Raw genomic sequence first — 16,282 nt, forward strand, 5'->3', positions numbered from 1 at the left:
GAACCAGCCGCGGCGACAGGTAGATCTGTCCGTCGGTGATCGAGATCAGGTTGGTTGGAATATAGGCGGAGAGATTTTCGGCCTGGGTCTCGACCACCGGCAGCACGGTGATCGAACCACCACCGCCACTCTGGGTAAACTGCCCCGCCCGTTCCAGCAGACGCGCGTGAACATAGAAGATGTCGCCGGGAAACGCCTCGCGCCCCGGAGGGCGACGCAACAGCAGCGACAACTCTCGGTAGGCATGCGCGTGATGTGTCAGATCATCCATCACCACCAGCACATCGCGGCCTTTGGCGGCAAAGGATTCTGCCACCGACATGGCGCCATAAGGGGCAATATAGGCGAGCCCCGGCGCGTCCTCGTCGCCGGCGGCGATGACGACAGTATTTTTCATCATGTCGGCATCGTGCAGCGCCCCTATCACCTTGGCCACCGCATCGCCGCGCTGGCCAATGGCGCAATAGATGCAGAGCACCCCCGTTTCACGCTGGTTGAGGATGGCATCGACGGCGATCGAGGTCTTGCCGGTCTGGCGATCGCCGATAATCAACTGCCGTTGCCCCAGCCCCACCGGCACCGTGGCGTCGATCGCCTTGAGCCCGGTAGCAAGCGGCCGGTGCACGGCGGACCTGTGCAGAATATCCGGCGCCTCGGCCTCGATCGGGTGGATCATGCTGGCCCCGACTGGCCCCTTGTCGTCACGCGGGCGGCCCAGCGCATCGACCACCCGTCCGAGCAGCGCCGGCCCGACCGGCACGCTGATAACCCGGTTGGTGCGGCGCACGTCCTCGCCCAGTGAAATCGCCTCCGAAGGCCCCAGCAACACAACGCCGAGGCGGCCGGGCTCAAGATCGAATACGATACCGCGCACGCCCGAGGCAAATTCGACAAGCTCATCGGCCAGTGCCCGCGCCAGCCCGGTCACGACGGCAATGCCATCGCCGACCTCGGCCACGCGGCCAATCTCGCTGAGTTCTGGCGCAGGCGCAGGCGCATCCAGCAACATCTGGACCAGATCCGGCATCATGGCGTCTGCTCCGGATTCAGTTGGCATCGGCAACCGCCTTGCTGATTGTGAGCCCGGACTGCTCCTCCAACACCGCATCGAGGCCGGAGAGATAACTGTCGACTGTCCAGGCAATCTGGGCGCCGCCAAGCCGAAGTGTCAGGCCGGGCGCTAGCCCGGGATCGGTGGCAAAGCGAAAACTGAACCCCGGAAGGATTGCTTCCAGTTCCGTGCGCAGTTTGCCGGCCGATGCTTCCGGCAAGGGCGCCTGGGTCAACACCACGGCTTCGCGGTCATCTCCTGCCGCATCACGCATGTCTTCTGCCAGACCGCTCAGCCGCGCTGCCGCATTGGCGACGATCCGTTGTTCCAGCGTCTCGTCAGCCAGATCTTCGAGCGCCTTGCGGGTCAGCGACAAAAGCGCCTTGGCGCCCGCACGGTGCAGTTCCTCGGCGTAGCGTCGCGCATCCTCGGCGCGCTGGGCCTCATAGTCGGCTTGCTCCGCAGCCAGCCGCTTGCGGGTTTCGGCAAGCAGCGTGTCCCGCTGCTTTTCGGCCGTCTTGCGCGCGTCCTCGAGCATCTCCGCCCGGCTGGCGCTGAGCTTTGCAACCTCGGCCTTGTAGCTCGCTTCGGCTGCTTCGGCCGCCTCCCGAATGGCCTTCGCCTCTCCCATCCGGTCCGCTATTTCTGCCTCTCTGGCATCAATGCCGTCGAGAATCGGGCGGTAGAGAAATCGCCGCAACAGCCACACCAGAAGGAGAAAATTGACGACCTGCGCGGCCACCGTGATCCAGTCAATCGACATGATCAGCCGCCCACTTGCTGTTGTGCAGCCTCCAGCGCCGCATTCCAGAACGGGTTGGCAAACAGCAGGATCATGGCCACGACAAAGCAGTAGATCGCGGTCGATTCAATCATCGCCAGACTGACGAACAGCGTTCGCGACAAGGTCGAGGCGGCATCGGGTTGCTGGGCGATGGCGCTAAGCGCGGTAGCAGCCGCACGGCCTTCGCCGAGCGCCGGACCAAGCGCGCCGAACGACACGGTGAGGCCGGCGGTGAAAATCGAGATCACGGCTATGATGGAAAGTTCGGTCATGACGGGTCCTTTGCTGCTTCATCGGCATCCGGCTTTACCGGGGCTGTGGCCGAAGAGATGTAAACGGTGGCGAGGATGGCGAAGATGTAAGCCTGGATGACGCCGGTCAGCAGACCGAGCATGTCCATCACCACGGGAAAGAAGAAGGGGGCGATGCCGAGCAGGATCGCCGCGATCACCGCCCCGCTCATGATGTTGCCGTAAAGCCGAATGGCGAGTGAAATGCCGCGTGAAAACTCGCTGATGATGTTGAACGGCAGCATGATCACCGACGGTTCCAGATAGGTGCGAAGATAACCCGCCAACCCGCGGCTGCCGATGCCGAAAAGCGGCACCGCCACCAGCACGGACAGCGCCAATGCCACCGTCGTCGACAGCGAAGCCGTCGGCGGATCGAAGCCCGGAACCACCATCAACAGGTTCGAGGTAACGATGAACAGGAACAGCGTGCCGGTAAAATACAGAAGACGCCGGTCGTGCCGCCGAGTGATCTCGGCGATCTGCCCGTCAATGCCCTGAACGATCACTTCAAGTGTTGTCCGCCACCGGTTTGGCGGCACATCCGGACGCAGCTTTCGCGTAATGATGAGGGAGGCGCCGGTCAGCAGCGCCATGATCAGCCAGGTGTTGAAAATGGTCTTGTTGATGGCGAGGCCCGCGATCGTGAAAACGACGCTGCTGTCAGGGGTCGGTTCCATCAGCAGGCCTCCGCCGGCGGGGAAATGCGCATGATAGAAATGGCGATCAGGCGAACCAGCATGAACGCCAAACCGAAGCCCGCCAGAGCTGTCACGCCCGCCCCCGCGACCAGCCATCCGGCGACCAGCAGCGCGGCTATGCGCAGCGCGGCACTGAGCGCCAGCACCAGCGCGGCACGCTCCGTGCGCAGCGCCAGTTGTATGCCCAGAGCCAGTCCGGCGAAAAAAAACACGCCCATCAGCGATCCGGCGCCGGCGCCCAGAGCGAAAGAAGTCCAGTCAATGGCGATCATTTTCAGCTTCCTTCCTTGTCAATCCACACCCAAGCAACGATGGCCCCCAGGGCCACCCCGCCAAGGATCAGTGCTATGGTCCACGAAAAATTCTGCGGCGCCACCTTATCAAGCCATATGCCCAGGAACGCACCGGCCACGGTCGGCACGGCGACCGTCCAGCCGATCATGCCGAAAGTGCCGATGCCGCGCAGCGGGCTTGGTCCGGGATTGTCGCGGGCCGCTTTCATGCGTCGCGCCCGGTCGCCGATATCTTGCGTGGCCCTGTCTCGGAGGTCCTTGTCGCGAGCGGCCTCGTCGCCGCTGCCCTTGTCTTGATCCTCACTCATGGGTGCGGCCTGCGCAGACTTGTGAACCGCCGCACCATGTCGGCCTCAAGCCGTGACAGCGCGGCACGGGCCACGCGTTCTTCTTCTTCCATCTCGGTAAAACTTGCGTCCACGGTCTGCCGCAGGGTTTCCAGATCATCTCCCGGCACACCGCGTCGAACCGCGAGATCTACATCCTGACCCTTCTTGACCAGCAGCCCCTCGTCGATACCGAAAATTTTCTCTTCACCGCCGGGCATCACAATCAAGAGCACCGAAGGCACCAGCGCAGTGACGTAATCGATATGATTGGGCAGCATACCGAAGCTGCCATTGGCCGCCGTTGCGGTCAGGCTGACCGCCGGCCCCTCAAACAGGGTACGCGCCGGCAGTCGCAAGTGAACCTGCATGTGCGTAAACATGGTCACGCAACAGCCTCCAGTTCGGAAAGCCCGCCAATCATGTAGTAAGCGCTTTCAGGCAGGTCAAAATGGGTCTGGGCGAGAATCTCCTCGCAGCCATCCAGGGTTTCGGCGATCGGCACCAGTTTGCCTTCCGTGCCCACCGAGGCCGTCACGGTATAGAATGGTTGTGTCAAAAACCGCTCGAGTCTGCGCGCGCGGGCAACCGTGGCGCGGTCATGCGCTGACAGCTCCTCGATCCCCAGCATGGCGATGATGTCGCGCAATTCCTCGTACTCGGCGAGCGTCCGCCGCACCGCACGGGCGATGTCATAGTGCCGTTGGCCGACCACGGCGGGTGTGAGCATCACCGATGACGAGGCCAACGGATCAACAGCCGGATAAAGGCCTTCACTGGCGCGCTTGCGCGACAGCACCACCGACGCCGACAGGTGCGAAAAGATGTGCGCCGCCGCCGGGTCGGTAAAATCATCGGCGGGCACATAGACTGCCTGGATCGAGGTAATAGACCCTCTCCGGGTCGACGAGATCCGCTCCTGCAGGGACGCAAGTTCGGTGGCAAGCGTTGGCTGGTAACCCACGCGCGACGGCATCCGTCCCAAGAGACCCGACACTTCCGACCCCGCCTGGACGAACCGGAAGATGTTGTCGATCAGCAGCAGCACATCCTGGCCGCGATCATCGCGGAAGAATTCGGCCATCGTCAGGGCGGAATTGCCGATCAGAAAGCGCACGCCGGGCGCTTCGTTCATCTGGCCAAACAGCATCACCATCTGCTCGCGCACCCCGGCCTCGCCCATCTCGCGCCAAAGCTCCTCGGCTTCGCGTGATCTTTCGCCGATGCCGCAAAACAGGCTGACGCCGTGGTGATGCTCGACCGTATTGTGGATCAACTCGCTGAGCAGCACGGTCTTGCCGACCCCGGCACCGCCGAAAAGCCCGGTCTTGCCGCCGCGCTCGATCGGCGACAGCAGGTCGATGGCCTTTATCCCGGTTTCAAGCACTTCGGCGCGCAACACCCGCTCGGAAAGCGGCGGCGGCGGCTGATGGATCAGTCGGCGTTCGGTCGCCGCAGGCGGCGGCAATCCATCAAGCGGTTCGCCAAACATGTTCAGCATCCGCCCCAGAACAGTCTCGCCAACCGGCACCTCGATGCCGCCACCGGTGCTGCTGGCGCGCATGCCCAGCCCCAAGCCGCGTGTTGAGCCGAGCGCAATGCAACGCACCACCCCGTTCTCCAGCAGTGCCGCAACCTCCATGGCGACCGACCCGGCCCGCACGAGCGCATGTACCCGCGGCACCGGGGCGGCGAACGCCACATCGACAACGCCGCCGCGGATCGCCACGATGGTGCCTTCGGCGAGCTGCTGCCCATCCTGAAACTTCCCGTCCGGGCCGCGCATCGGCACTTTTTCAGCCCTGGTCATGTTGGCGCTCCAAACCGGATCATTACCCGGCCGCCATACCGCCATCGACCGGGTACTGGGCCCCGGTAATGAAGGCCGAATCGTCGGAAGCCAGGAATAGAACCAGTTTGGCGATATCCGACGCCTCGCCATAACGCCCAAGCGGGATCGATGCCTGCAGCGCCTGCTTGACATCATCACCATGGCCCGGATTGAAGCCGTCTTCGAGCGACCGCATCATCCGCGTATTCACCGGCGACGGGTGCACCGAGTTAACCCGCACATTGCTGGAGGCAACCTCGATCGCCGCGGCACGCGTCAAGCCGACAACGGCGTGTTTCGAGGTGATGTAGGGCGCAACATTAGGACTGCCTTTCAGCCCGGCAATGGACGACATGTTGATAACGCTGCCGGATTTTTGGCTGATCATCACCGGCAATACATGTTGAAGCCCGAGAAAGGCGCCGCGCACATTGACGGCGATGACCCGGTCAAAATCCTCGATCCGCTGTTCCACCAGCGGCGCAACCTTGCCTTCAATGCCGGCATTGTTGAAGAACACGTCGATCCGCCCAAATTTGGTTACGGTTTCCGCGACATAGCGCGCGGCATCTCCCGGCGATGACACATCGGCAGCTATCGCGATCACGTCCCCCAGACCACCCAGTTCGCGCTCAGCCTTTGCCAGATCGTCCTTCTTGAGATCAACCAGGGCAACCTTGGCGCCTTCGGTCAGAAACAGTCTGGCCGTTTCGAGGCCGATACCTGCTGCGCCACCGGTTATCAGCGCCACCTTGTCCTGCAGACGTTTCATCGTTCATCTCCTTTGTTATTCTCGCATCACCAGATTTCGTGTCGGCGCCAGAAGGGCACGCGCACCTTCAGCTCATTCAAGCGGACCCGGTGGCCGTTTAACTGCAAACATTGCCGGCACTTTCGAACCGTCCTGACGCCGGAAACGCCACGCCCGCGACCGCGAGCGGCACGACAGCCAATGACATTCCCCGGCATGATCCCGTGACAACCAGGCTCACACACCTAGCGGCTCCAATAAAGGCGGGTTCGCGGCCATCGGCATTGATTTGGGTCAATAGGCGGGAGCCACACTCGAATGATGAGGGCCTTGTCTGCATTTGCTCGGCCGGTCGCAGGGCGTGACAACAGCCTTCCAGATCTTCCGCCGCCATGCAGAGGGCGCACTGCACCAGTTTCGCTGTCCCGGTCAGCGAAAGTCGGGAATTGCGATCAGAAAAAGATTTGGAAAGTATGTGTGAACAGAGCCGCCGCGCCAAAACGCGCCCGGCATCATATGACTGACGACGGGCGACAGCGCGGATCGCCTGGCAAGGACGACCGATTCCGGTTGCTCACCGACAAGGCCCGAAACCGGCTCGGATCAGACTCGATCAGGCCCCATCAGGAGTGCGAGGACAGCCTGATCCGGTAGGCGTCAACGATCGCCCGCCGAGTTTCGTGCGGCTGCTGCCCGACGGCTTCGGCGAGTCCGCGCAATTCGCGCCGCAATCCATGCACTTGATCAAGCAGCGACAGCACCACCGGTATCGCGTCAGCAGACAATGCCATTTCCTTGCGCAAATCGCAGATCAACCGGATGCGCGCGACATCCAGTTCATCAAACAGCAGGCCATCCTCGCTTTCAGCGGGATTGAGCCAGCCTTCACGCACCCACAGCCTGAGTTCGCGCAATTGCAGCCGACCCACTGTCGCGACGACTTCGCGTTCGCCAAACTTCATGTCATTCTCCAGAGTTTCGCACGGGGATCATCCTTGACAGCATCGCGCCAGCTCTCGGCGATCGAACGCATTTGGTCGTCAATCTTCTCCGGCAGAACAATCTTCAGCCGCACATACTGGTCGCCCGCGGTGCCTTTTGCAGGCTTGATGCCCTGGCCCTTGAGCCGCATCCGGTGCCCCGACGACGCACCCTTGGGAATGGCCATCGCCACCTTCCCCGAAAGCGTTGGCACTTCGACACGAGCGCCGAGCACGGCTTCGTCAAAACCGATCGGCAGGTCGATCTCGATATCTTTGCCTTCCCGCCGAAACAACGGGTGCGGTTTCACGGCGATCTCGACATAAGCGTCGCCGGTCGGCCCGCCGCCGATGCCCGGTCGTCCCTTGCCGCGCAGTCTCAAGGTCTGGCCGTCATCAACACCGGCCGGAATCGACAGCTCGATCATGCCGCCATCAGGCAACGGGATCGGGCGCTTGGCGCCGCGTGCCGCATCCATGAAATCGACGTCAAGATGGTAGCGCACGTCCGCGCCACGCGCGGCAAAACCACCACCTCCCCGAGCCTGGGCGCGTCCTTTGAACAAATCGGCAAAGATATCCGACGCGTCCTCGAAATCACCAAAGCCAGCCGCCGATTCATAGCGTCCGTGCGGGTCGGCGCCGGCATGTTGCCGGTAATATTGCCGCTCGGGCATTTCCTGGCCGCTGGCGTCGATTTCCCCGGCGTCAAAGCGCTTCCGTTTGTCCGGATCGCCGATAATGCTGTAGGCGCTGGAAACCTTTTGAAACTCGGTTTCCTTGGACTTGTCCCCGGGGTGCAAATCGGGATGCAAGGTTTTTGCCAGCTTTCTATAGGCCTTCTTGATGTCGGCCTGTGCCGCGCCCTTGGCAACGCCGAGAATTTTGTAAGGGTCATTACTCATGAGCAGCTGTTTCCGCCTCTGTCAGCCAAGGGAATGTAGCAAATATTGATCAGTATTCTGCAATACACTGCTTTGCTCCTGTGTCCCGCCTCTTTCCTTTCGAGCGCGGCGTTTGAAAGTCAGATAAACGCGCGGTGCCTGTAGCGGCGCGAATTTCGCGCCGTTGGAAGGTCAGATTGTTTCGTTATCCATTATATTTGTTGTGCTTCTCGGATTTTCAAGTTTATGCCGCATCGCACCAATCAGCCACCTCGGCTTTCGACGGGGGCCGCCGTTCATTGCGCTGGCACCGAAATCGCTGACTGTGCGATGCCGACTGCTGCCGGCTTGATTCTCTCGTCCATCAACGGGCGGATGCGGCGCAGCCGCAGCGCATTGGAAAGAACGAACACCGACGACAGCGCCATCGCGCCTGCGGCCAGCACCGGTGAAAGCAGCACGCCCGAGACCGGGTAGAGCACCCCTGCCGCCACCGGAATCAGCGCGACATTGTAGCCAAAGGCCCAAAACAGGTTCTGCTTGATGTTGGCCATGGTGCGGCGCGACACCTCGAACGCGTTAACGACGCCGCGCAGATCGCCCGACATCAACACCACATCAGCCGATTCAATTGCCACGTCGGTTCCCGTGCCAATGGCAATGCCGACATCGGCATGTGCCAGCGCCGGCGCGTCATTGATGCCGTCACCGACAAAGGCGACCTTACGCCCGCCTTCGCGAAGCCGGTCCAGCGCCGCCACCTTTCCATCAGGCAAAACACCAGCGATGACATCATCTATTCCCGCCTCACGGCCGATGGCTTCGGCTGTCTCGCGCTTGTCTCCGGTGATCATCGCGACCTTCAGACCCAGATCGTGAAGTGCTGCAATTGCCGCAGCACTTGCCTGTTTTACCGGGTCCGCCACGCCGATCACCGCTGCCACCTGGCCGTCAATCGCTGCATAGAGAGCGGTGCGGCCGCGGTTGGCCATCAATTGCTCACTGTCGCGCAGCGCTCCCGGATCCAGCCCCTCCCGCTCCATTAGCCGGTCTGCGCCAACCATCACATCGTGCCCGTTTACCCGGGCCTTCACACCAAACCCGGTGATCGAGGTGAATTCCGTCCCCGCGTGGCGCGGCAACTCTTCGGATCGGGCGGCACGAACCAGGGCTTCGCCAATCGGATGCTCGGATTGTTCCTCGACCGCGGCAACCAGAGCCAGAATATCGGCTCGTGTAAAACCATTAGCCAGTTCAAGATCCGTCAGTTCCGGCCGGCCTTCGGTCACCGTGCCGGTCTTGTCGAAAGCGACAACATCGACATTGGCCAGCAATTGAAGCGCATCGCCCTTGCGGAACAGAACGCCCATTTCTGCGGCCCGGCCGGTGCCGACCATGATCGAGGTTGGCGTCGCCAGACCCATCGCGCAGGGGCAGGCAATGATCAACACCGATACGCCCGCAACCAGCGCCAGCGACATTGCCGGGCTGGGACCGAATATCAGCCAGACAAGGACGGTCAGCAGTGCCGCTGCCATTACCGCCGGCACGAACCACAGCGTAATCTTGTCCACCATTCCCTGGATCGGAAGCTTGGCTCCCTGCGCCTGTTCCACCATGCGGATAATCTGCGACAGCGTCGTGTCGCCACCCACACGCGTTGCCTTCAGCCGGAAACTCCCGGCCCCATTAACGGTACCGCCGGTCACCGCATCACCCGCAGCCTTGGCCACCGGCACCGGTTCACCGGTGATCATGCTTTCATCGATATAGCTTGTGCCTTCGGTGACCTCGCCGTCGACGGCAATCCGGTCTCCCGGCCGCACCACCAGGATTTCGCCGGCGCGGATCTCCTCGATCGGAACATCCCTGATTTCACCGTCGCGAACGACCCGCGCCGTGCGGGCCTGCAGCCCCAGCAGTTTTTCAATCGCCGCGCCTGTGCGGCCCTTGGCACGCGCTTCAAGATACCGGCCCAAAAGGATCAAAACCACGATCACCGCCGCCGCTTCGAAATAGACAGCCCGAACTTCCGCAGGGATCAACGCCGGCAGGAAGGTCGCGATCACCGAATAGAGATAGGCCGCCGAAGTGCCCACAGCCACCAGGCTGTTCATGTCCGGCGCGCCACGCAGCAGCGCCGGGAAGCCTTTCGTGTAAAAGCCGCGTCCCGGCCCGACCAGCACCAGCGTGGTCAGCACGAATTGCAGGATCCAGCTGGTCTGATGGCCGATGCTCCGGCCAATCAGTTCGTGCATGCCCGGAATGACGTGGCTGCCCATCTCGAGCACGAAAACCGGCAACGCCAGCGCCGCGGCAAATGCCATCCTGCGCGCCAGGGCACTGGCCTCGACCTGTTTTCGCGCCGACCGGCCGGTCACCGCCTCGCCCTCGACCCGTTCGGCCGGATACCCGGCGGCAGTGGCGGCGGCGATCAGGTCCGAAACCGCGACCGCCCCTTCCAGATAGGTCACGGTTGCGGTTTCCGCCGCCAGGTTGACGTTGACATCGAGTACACCGACTAATGCGGCAATCGCCTTGTCAACGCGCCCGACACAGGATGCGCAGGACATCGAGGCGATGCTCAGCGTCACCTTTTGTGTCCGCGCCGGATATCCGGCGGTCTTGAGCGTCTCGGCGACATCAGACAGGTTACCCTGATCGCTGAGGTCAAACTGCGCCGTTTCGCTCGCCAGATTGACCGAAGCACCGGTCACCCCCGGCACGGCTTTCAATGCCTTGTCCACGCGGCCCACGCACGAAGCGCAGGACATGCCTTCAATCGACAGTCTGAAATGGTGCAAGTCGGACATGGAAAACTCCGGTTTCGAGAACCCGCTTCACATAGGGCTTCCATCAGCTGGAAGGTCAAGAATTTGCGAAAAAAATATCGTCACGCGGCAAAAGAGCTTGACCTTCCGACCGCTGGACAGTTCACCGTCAGCTTAACCAGAAAGGAATTATCCGATGACCAGATTCAATGTACCGGACATGAGCTGTGAACATTGCACTTCAGCGATCGAAAAGGCGATCAAGGCCGCTGATCCCGACGCAATGGTCGAATGCGACCTTACGGCCCTGTCTGTCGGGGTCGACAGCAAGCTTGCCGATGAGGCGCTGATCGCGGCGATCAACGAAGCCGGCTACGCCGTGCGCGGTACAACGACTGCGTAATCGCCACTGATAAGGCCATAAAAGTCCAGGCGACAGCAATACTCGACCCATCGGGGCTCGCCGCAAGTCCGGACCTCATTGCAGGGCCCCGACGCTGTGGCCGTCTGCAAGCCAATGCCGCCCGACCAAAGCAGGCGACATCGGCTTGTTTTGTCCGGGATCAGAGGCTGTCGACAACAACCCCCAGAACCGCCATGCAATCGCCGGCCTTTACCAGCCCAGGGAAATGCCGTGACACCAATATGCCCGAGCGCTTGGCGCGGTAATCAATTGGCGGGCGGCCGGTACGATCAGGCAGCCAGACGCGGGCGACAACCTCGCCCTTCTCCACCACATCGCCCAGATCCCTTGTCGGCTCGATCAGGCCGTCGTCTTCACTGAACACATAGCAGTCGTCATCGGGCATATCGAGCATCACCGATGGTCTGGTGTCGAGTTCACCGTTCATGATTCCGGCATGTTTGAGCACGTTGCGTACGCCCTTTTTGGCGATAGCAATCGACCGGGCCGATGCGGTGCCCCCGCCGCCAAGTTCGGTGGTGACCAGGATCTTGCCCTGGTCCTCCACCGCCGTGTCGTACATGCCGACATTGTCGATCTCCAGCAGCATCATGGTGTAGGGCGCATTGAAGGCCTCGACGGCGGCGACGCAGGCCGCCTGCTGGTCGGCATTTTCGAGCACATGGGCACAGGCGAACGGCACGAAATCCAGTGTCTTGCCACCGGAATGAAAATCGACCACGACATTCGCCTCAGGCAACAGCACGCTGTTGAAGAAATGAGCGATCTTTTCGGTGACCGTTCCATCCGGCTTGCCCGGGAACGACCGGTTCATGTTGCCCTTGTCGATTGGCGAGGTTCGCGAACCGGCACGGAATGCCGGATAATTGAAAGCCGGCACGATGATCACCCGCCCGGTGATGTCGGAGGCTTTCAACGTCGTCGCCAGATCCATCAGCGCCACCGGGCCTTCATATTCATCGCCATGATTGGCCCCAGTCAGTAGCGCGCTCGGTCCCTCCCCGTTCTTGATGACGGTAAGCGGGATCATCACCGACCCCCAGGCAGAATCATCGCGGCTGTACGGCAGGCGGAGGAAGCCGTGGTGCTCGCCATCTTCGGTCAGCGGGATCGTCGGAACTATCGGATTGACAGGCATGGCGGCTCAATCCTTCACATAAAGACGGCGTGGCACATCAGCCAGGCACTCGGGTCCATTGGCGCCAATGACGATGCTCTCGGTGATCTCGAAACCCCAATCATCCATCCACAGACCGGTCATGAAGTGAAATGTCATGTTCTCTTCAAGCACGGTCTTGTCGCCGGGCCTGAGCGACATGGTGCGTTCGCCCCAGTCCGGCGGATACGACAGACCGATCGGATAGCCGGTGCGGTTGTCTTTGCTGATTCCGTGCTTCTTGAGCACACCGAAAAAGGCAATGGCGATGTCCTCACACAGGTTGCCCGCCTTCGCTGCCTCCAGCCCTGCTTCCATGCCTTCCAGCACGGCCTTCTCGGCATCGATGAAGGTCTGGGTCGGCTTGCCCAGAAACACGGTGCGCGACAACGGGCAATGATAACGCTTGTAGACGCCGGCAATTTCGAAGAACGTGCCCTCGCCGCTTTTCATCGGCTTGTCGTCCCAGGTCAGGTGCGGCGCCGAGGCGTCCGCGCCCGATGGCAGCAACGGCACGATCGCAGGGTAATCACCGCCAAATCCCAGTGTCTCGTCATAGCGCAGGCCTGCTTCATAGATGTCGGCCACCAGGTCGCACTTGCGGTAACCCGGCTCGCATTTCTCAAAAATAGTCTGATGCATCCGCTCGACCAGCCGGGCAGCCTTGCGCATATAGTCAAGCTCCTGGCTCGACTTGACGGCGCGCTGCCAGTTCACCAGCGCGGTGGTGTCAGAAAATTTCGCATTGGGCAGATGTTTCTGCAGCGAGGCGAATGCCGCCGCCGAGAACCAGTAATTGTCCATCTCGACGCCGATGCGCATCGCCGACCAGCCGCGTTCATCAATTCGCGTGGACAGATAATCCATCGGATGGCGCTCGGTCGATTGCACATAATTGTCCGCGTAGCCAATGATGTCGGCGTCAGTGAGATACGACGTGCGCCGGGCGCCATTCGCGTCCTGACCACGCCCGAACCAGACCGGATCTCCATCCGGCCCCACCAGCACGCATTGATGCACATAAAATGACCAGCCATCATAGCCGGTCAACCAGGCCATGTTGGAAGGGTCGGAGACAATAATGAGATCAACACCGGCGGCCGCCATGGCCTTGCGCGTCTTGGCGACGCGGCGCTGATACTCATCCCGGCTGAAACTTAGAACTGGCGCGGACATTTGGACGGCTTCCTTTTTGCTGGTGTTGACTAATTGGTGAAATCGGTGCCGGCATGCGATGCCAGCGCGCGTTTTCGGGCGAAGGTGGCTATTGCGGTGTCCTGCACTCCGGTGCCGGTCAGATCGGCGATGGTAATGGCGTCATCGGACGGGCGACCGCTGGCCGTTCCCGCGACAATGGCGCCAAGTTCGGCAAAGTCTGCGTCAGCCTTGACGACACCCGCGGCAATTGCCGTGCGCAATTCGCCAAGGCTTCGGGTCTGTGAAAGCCGGTCGGGCACATACAGCGCGGCCCGCGCAAAACAACCGGGATCGAGCTCGTTCTTGTGGTGCTGGTCCGAGCCTATGGCCGTGATGTGCTGGCCCGGCCGCAACCACTCGGCCATGAGCACCGGTTCGGTCGCCGGCGTGGTGGTAACCACAATATTTGCCGCCGCAACGGCCACCGCAGCATCGCTGGCGGCAGTCACCTCAATTCCGAGTTCAGCACTCATTTGCCGGGCCGCAGCGGCGGCCTTCGCCGGATCGCGCGCCCAGATTGTTGCCGACGTGATCGGCCGGACCAGGCAGAGCGCCTTGAGCTGCAACTTGCCCTGGCTGCCCGCCCCCAGAATGCAGGCGCGCGATGCATCCTGCCGCGCCAGATGTCGGGCTGCAACCGCGCCGGCGGCGGCCGTGCGCACATCAGTCAGATAGCCATTATCGAGCAGCAGCGCCTCAAGCATCCCGGTATTGGCCGCAAATAGCACCATCAGCCCCGACGTACTCGGCAGGCCGATCTTCGGATTGTCGAAAAATCCCGGTGAAACCTTGATGGCAAAGCTGTCGATCCCCGGCACGAAAGCGGTCTTGACATCGACCTCGCCATTGAACGGCGCAATCGCCATCGACAGGATCGGCGGCATCACCACATCGCCCCCGGCGAGCGCCGAGAACGCCTGCTCGATACACTTGATCGCCGCAAGATCAAGCTGCACGGCCTGACGCAGATCGGCTTCGGTCAGGATCTTGATGCTGGCCATGTCACGCGTCCTCCCGGGTCACATCAACATCCTCACCGGAGATGATGCGATGATGCTGCTTCATGTCGATATTGCCGCCGCTCAGGATCGCCGCCACCGGACCGGCGCTCTTGATCTTGCCGGCGAGCATCGCCGCCACACCCACAGAGCCGGAGCCCTCAACAATCTGGCGCTCCTGCCAGTAGATGTGCCGGATGGCGGCAGCAATTTCGGTTTCACTGACCAGAACCACATCGTCGACCAGATCCCGGGTCATCGCGAAAGTCAGCTGGTTGTCGAGCCCTATGCCGCCGCCGAGCGAATCGGCGAGCGTCGCGAGTTCCTTAACCTGGATCGGCTTGCCGGCCTCAAGACAGGCATGCATTGCCGCTCCGCGCTCCATTGAGACGCCGATAATCCTGACCTCGGGACGCTTCGCCTTGATCGCCGCAGCGACACCTGAAATCAGCCCGCCACCGGACAGCGGCACGAGCAAGGTTGTGACGTCGCCAATCTGCTCTAGTAGTTCCAGCCCGAGCGTCCCCTGCCCGGCAATGATGGCGCGGTGATCGAAGGGCGGCAGCATCGTCATGCCGTCTTCCTCAATCAGCCGGTCGACCTCCAACTGCGCCTCATCTTGCGAATTGCCGATAATGCGCACCTCGGCGCCCTGGGCCTTGATGCCGTCGATTTTCGCCTGCGGCACCAGTTTTGACATGCAGACGATGCACCTGACCCCAGCCTTTCTGGCTGCATGGGCGAGACCGCGGCCATGATTGCCGGTCGATACTGCAACCACCCCGCGACGCTTCTCTTCGTACGAGAGCCCGGCAATGGCATTCGACGCGCCACGCAGCTTGAAACTGCCGGTAATCTGCTGGTGTTCGAGTTTCAAAGACACCGGAACACCAAGCAATTCCTCAAGCGAAGGAGAAGCGTTGAGCAGCGTCGGGCGAATGGTCCCGGCAATCGCCAGCCGCGCCTGTTCGATCTCGTCAAGGGTTACAAAAGCCTGATTATTCATGCCGCTTCACCGAACGCATCGGCAGGCAGCGCCTGTTGAAACAGCCTGCCATATTGAGCCGGCTGATGATCGTCAAATCCGCCAAGCCGCGCCATCACCCAGGCGCTGGCCTGGTTGGAGGTGATCACCGGCTTGCCGATGCGCAGTTCGATCTCGGCAATCACGCTGACGACCGGCAAGCCGGTGCAGGAGATAAACAGCGCCTGTGCATCTGCCGTGTCGGCAGCAACGGCGGCGTTGATGATGGTGTCGCCACTGACCCTCGCCATGTCGCGGTCATCTTCAAGGCCAAGACATTCAAAGCGGGTGATATCCAGCCCATGACCGGCGAAATACGCAGCCATCGGTTCACTGGTGGCCACCGTGTAGGGCGTCAGCACCGCTAGCCGCTTAATCCCGAATGTTGAAAGCGCAATCCGCGCAGCTCCTGTCGGGGTGACCACGGGAACTGGCCCAGTGGCTTTCTCGATCGCAGCGCGTATTTCAGCATCACCGATGGCAACCGATGCTGCCGTGCAACTGTAGCAGATCGCCTTTAGCGGCTGCAGCGGTTGCAACAAGCCGGCAGCCTCGGTCAGCCGTGGCCCCATCTTGCGAAGATTTTCAGGCGTCGTCGGATTTTCATAAGCGATGCGGGCAACGTGGATAGCGACATTGTCCTGCGGCAATTGCCTGTACAGATCGCGCTCGCTGGTCATGTCGGTGGCGAGCGCAATAAGCCCGAAGCGCACAGTCGCATCGGGCGCGTCGAACTGGATACGTTGAGCGGAAAGCATGACTGAAGGTGTATTCATAGGGCGGTTTCCTGCTCGACCAGGGGAGACGCGCTGCGCTCCCGA

General features: G+C 61.6%; 18 protein-coding genes (1 of these 18 only partly in view). 1 reads left to right on the top strand and 17 read right to left on the bottom strand.

The window, feature by feature from the left end; genetic code table 11:
• The 12 genes from ACK6D9_RS21840 to ACK6D9_RS21895 form a co-directional block, all read right to left on the bottom strand.
• A protein-coding gene (locus tag ACK6D9_RS21840) for a F0F1 ATP synthase subunit alpha (protein ID WP_322987840.1) crosses the window boundary here: on the bottom strand, window positions 1–1,057 show its 5' portion. 473 nt of this gene lie to the left of the window's left edge; the window shows 1,057 of its 1,530 coding nt (coding positions 1–1,057); it begins with the start codon at window positions 1,055–1,057; the stop codon falls past the left edge of the window.
• Window positions 1,047–1,814: a F0F1 ATP synthase subunit B gene (locus ACK6D9_RS21845; RefSeq protein ID WP_412050100.1), complete on the bottom strand. Its 768-nt coding sequence runs from the start codon at window positions 1,812–1,814 to the stop codon at window positions 1,047–1,049. The genes ACK6D9_RS21840 and ACK6D9_RS21845 overlap by 11 nt, the downstream gene beginning before the upstream one ends.
• Window positions 1,815–1,816: 2 nt before the next feature.
• Window positions 1,817–2,107, bottom strand: a complete 291-nt coding sequence (locus ACK6D9_RS21850; protein WP_267654106.1) for a F0F1 ATP synthase subunit C — start codon at window positions 2,105–2,107, stop codon at window positions 1,817–1,819.
• Complete coding sequence (locus tag ACK6D9_RS21855) at window positions 2,104–2,805, bottom strand: F0F1 ATP synthase subunit A (protein WP_412050101.1); 702 nt, start codon at window positions 2,803–2,805, stop codon at window positions 2,104–2,106. Before ACK6D9_RS21855 ends, ACK6D9_RS21850 begins: the two co-directional genes overlap by 4 nt.
• The gene (locus tag ACK6D9_RS21860) at window positions 2,805–3,098 is read right to left on the bottom strand and encodes an ATP synthase subunit I (protein ID WP_412050102.1); all 294 of its coding nucleotides are present in this window, start codon (window positions 3,096–3,098) and stop codon (window positions 2,805–2,807) included. The genes ACK6D9_RS21855 and ACK6D9_RS21860 overlap by 1 nt, the downstream gene beginning before the upstream one ends.
• A gap of 2 nt (window positions 3,099–3,100) precedes the next feature.
• Window positions 3,101–3,427, bottom strand: coding sequence for an AtpZ/AtpI family protein (locus ACK6D9_RS21865; protein ID WP_322987843.1), 327 nt, complete (start codon window positions 3,425–3,427; stop codon window positions 3,101–3,103).
• Entirely contained in the window at window positions 3,424–3,828 is a 405-nt protein-coding gene (locus tag ACK6D9_RS21870; RefSeq protein WP_412051877.1) for an ATPase, read from the bottom strand. Before ACK6D9_RS21870 ends, ACK6D9_RS21865 begins: the two co-directional genes overlap by 4 nt.
• 2 nt (window positions 3,829–3,830) lie before the next feature.
• Window positions 3,831–5,231: a F0F1 ATP synthase subunit beta gene (gene atpD / locus ACK6D9_RS21875; protein ID WP_412051878.1), complete on the bottom strand. Its 1,401-nt coding sequence runs from the start codon at window positions 5,229–5,231 to the stop codon at window positions 3,831–3,833.
• Window positions 5,232–5,277: 46 nt separating this feature from the next.
• Window positions 5,278–6,048 (bottom strand): SDR family NAD(P)-dependent oxidoreductase, encoded by a 771-nt coding sequence (locus ACK6D9_RS21880; protein ID WP_412050103.1) that lies wholly within the window; start codon window positions 6,046–6,048, stop codon window positions 5,278–5,280.
• 602 nt (window positions 6,049–6,650) lie between these two features.
• A complete protein-coding gene (locus tag ACK6D9_RS21885; RefSeq protein ID WP_322987846.1) occupies window positions 6,651–6,989 on the bottom strand; it encodes a chaperone modulator CbpM in 339 nt (112 codons plus the stop codon).
• Window positions 6,986–7,912, bottom strand: coding sequence for a DnaJ C-terminal domain-containing protein (locus ACK6D9_RS21890; protein WP_412050104.1), 927 nt, complete (start codon window positions 7,910–7,912; stop codon window positions 6,986–6,988). The genes ACK6D9_RS21885 and ACK6D9_RS21890 overlap by 4 nt, the downstream gene beginning before the upstream one ends.
• Before the next feature lie 275 nt (window positions 7,913–8,187).
• Window positions 8,188–10,704, bottom strand: coding sequence for a heavy metal translocating P-type ATPase (locus tag ACK6D9_RS21895; RefSeq protein ID WP_412050105.1), 2,517 nt, complete (start codon window positions 10,702–10,704; stop codon window positions 8,188–8,190).
• Window positions 10,705–10,858: 154 nt separating this feature from the next.
• Here ACK6D9_RS21895 and ACK6D9_RS21900 point away from each other — a divergent pair, with 154 nt between their 5' ends.
• Window positions 10,859–11,065: a heavy-metal-associated domain-containing protein gene (locus ACK6D9_RS21900; protein WP_322987849.1), complete on the top strand. Its 207-nt coding sequence runs from the start codon at window positions 10,859–10,861 to the stop codon at window positions 11,063–11,065.
• A 160-nt stretch (window positions 11,066–11,225) separates the two neighbouring features.
• Here the strand turns inward: ACK6D9_RS21900 and doeB are convergent, their stop codons facing one another.
• The 5 genes from doeB to ACK6D9_RS21925 are packed head-to-tail and all read right to left on the bottom strand — an operon-like array spanning window position 11,226 to window position 16,237.
• Window positions 11,226–12,224: a N(2)-acetyl-L-2,4-diaminobutanoate deacetylase DoeB gene (doeB, locus tag ACK6D9_RS21905; RefSeq protein ID WP_267654115.1), complete on the bottom strand. Its 999-nt coding sequence runs from the start codon at window positions 12,222–12,224 to the stop codon at window positions 11,226–11,228.
• Between the two features lie 6 nt (window positions 12,225–12,230).
• The gene (gene doeA / locus ACK6D9_RS21910) at window positions 12,231–13,418 is read right to left on the bottom strand and encodes an ectoine hydrolase DoeA (protein ID WP_412050106.1); all 1,188 of its coding nucleotides are present in this window, start codon (window positions 13,416–13,418) and stop codon (window positions 12,231–12,233) included.
• Between the two features lie 29 nt (window positions 13,419–13,447).
• A complete protein-coding gene (gene eutC / locus ACK6D9_RS21915; protein ID WP_412050107.1) occupies window positions 13,448–14,440 on the bottom strand; it encodes an ectoine utilization protein EutC in 993 nt (330 codons plus the stop codon).
• 1 nt (window position 14,441) lies between these two features.
• Complete coding sequence (eutB, locus tag ACK6D9_RS21920) at window positions 14,442–15,443, bottom strand: hydroxyectoine utilization dehydratase EutB (RefSeq protein ID WP_412050108.1); 1,002 nt, start codon at window positions 15,441–15,443, stop codon at window positions 14,442–14,444.
• Window positions 15,440–16,237 (bottom strand): ectoine utilization protein EutA, encoded by a 798-nt coding sequence (locus ACK6D9_RS21925; RefSeq protein ID WP_412050109.1) that lies wholly within the window; start codon window positions 16,235–16,237, stop codon window positions 15,440–15,442. Before ACK6D9_RS21925 ends, eutB begins: the two co-directional genes overlap by 4 nt.
• Window positions 16,238–16,282 lie beyond the last annotated feature (45 nt).

Source organism: Hoeflea sp. Naph1 (assembly GCF_046837775.1).
Lineage (GTDB): Bacteria > Pseudomonadota > Alphaproteobacteria > Rhizobiales > Rhizobiaceae > Hoeflea.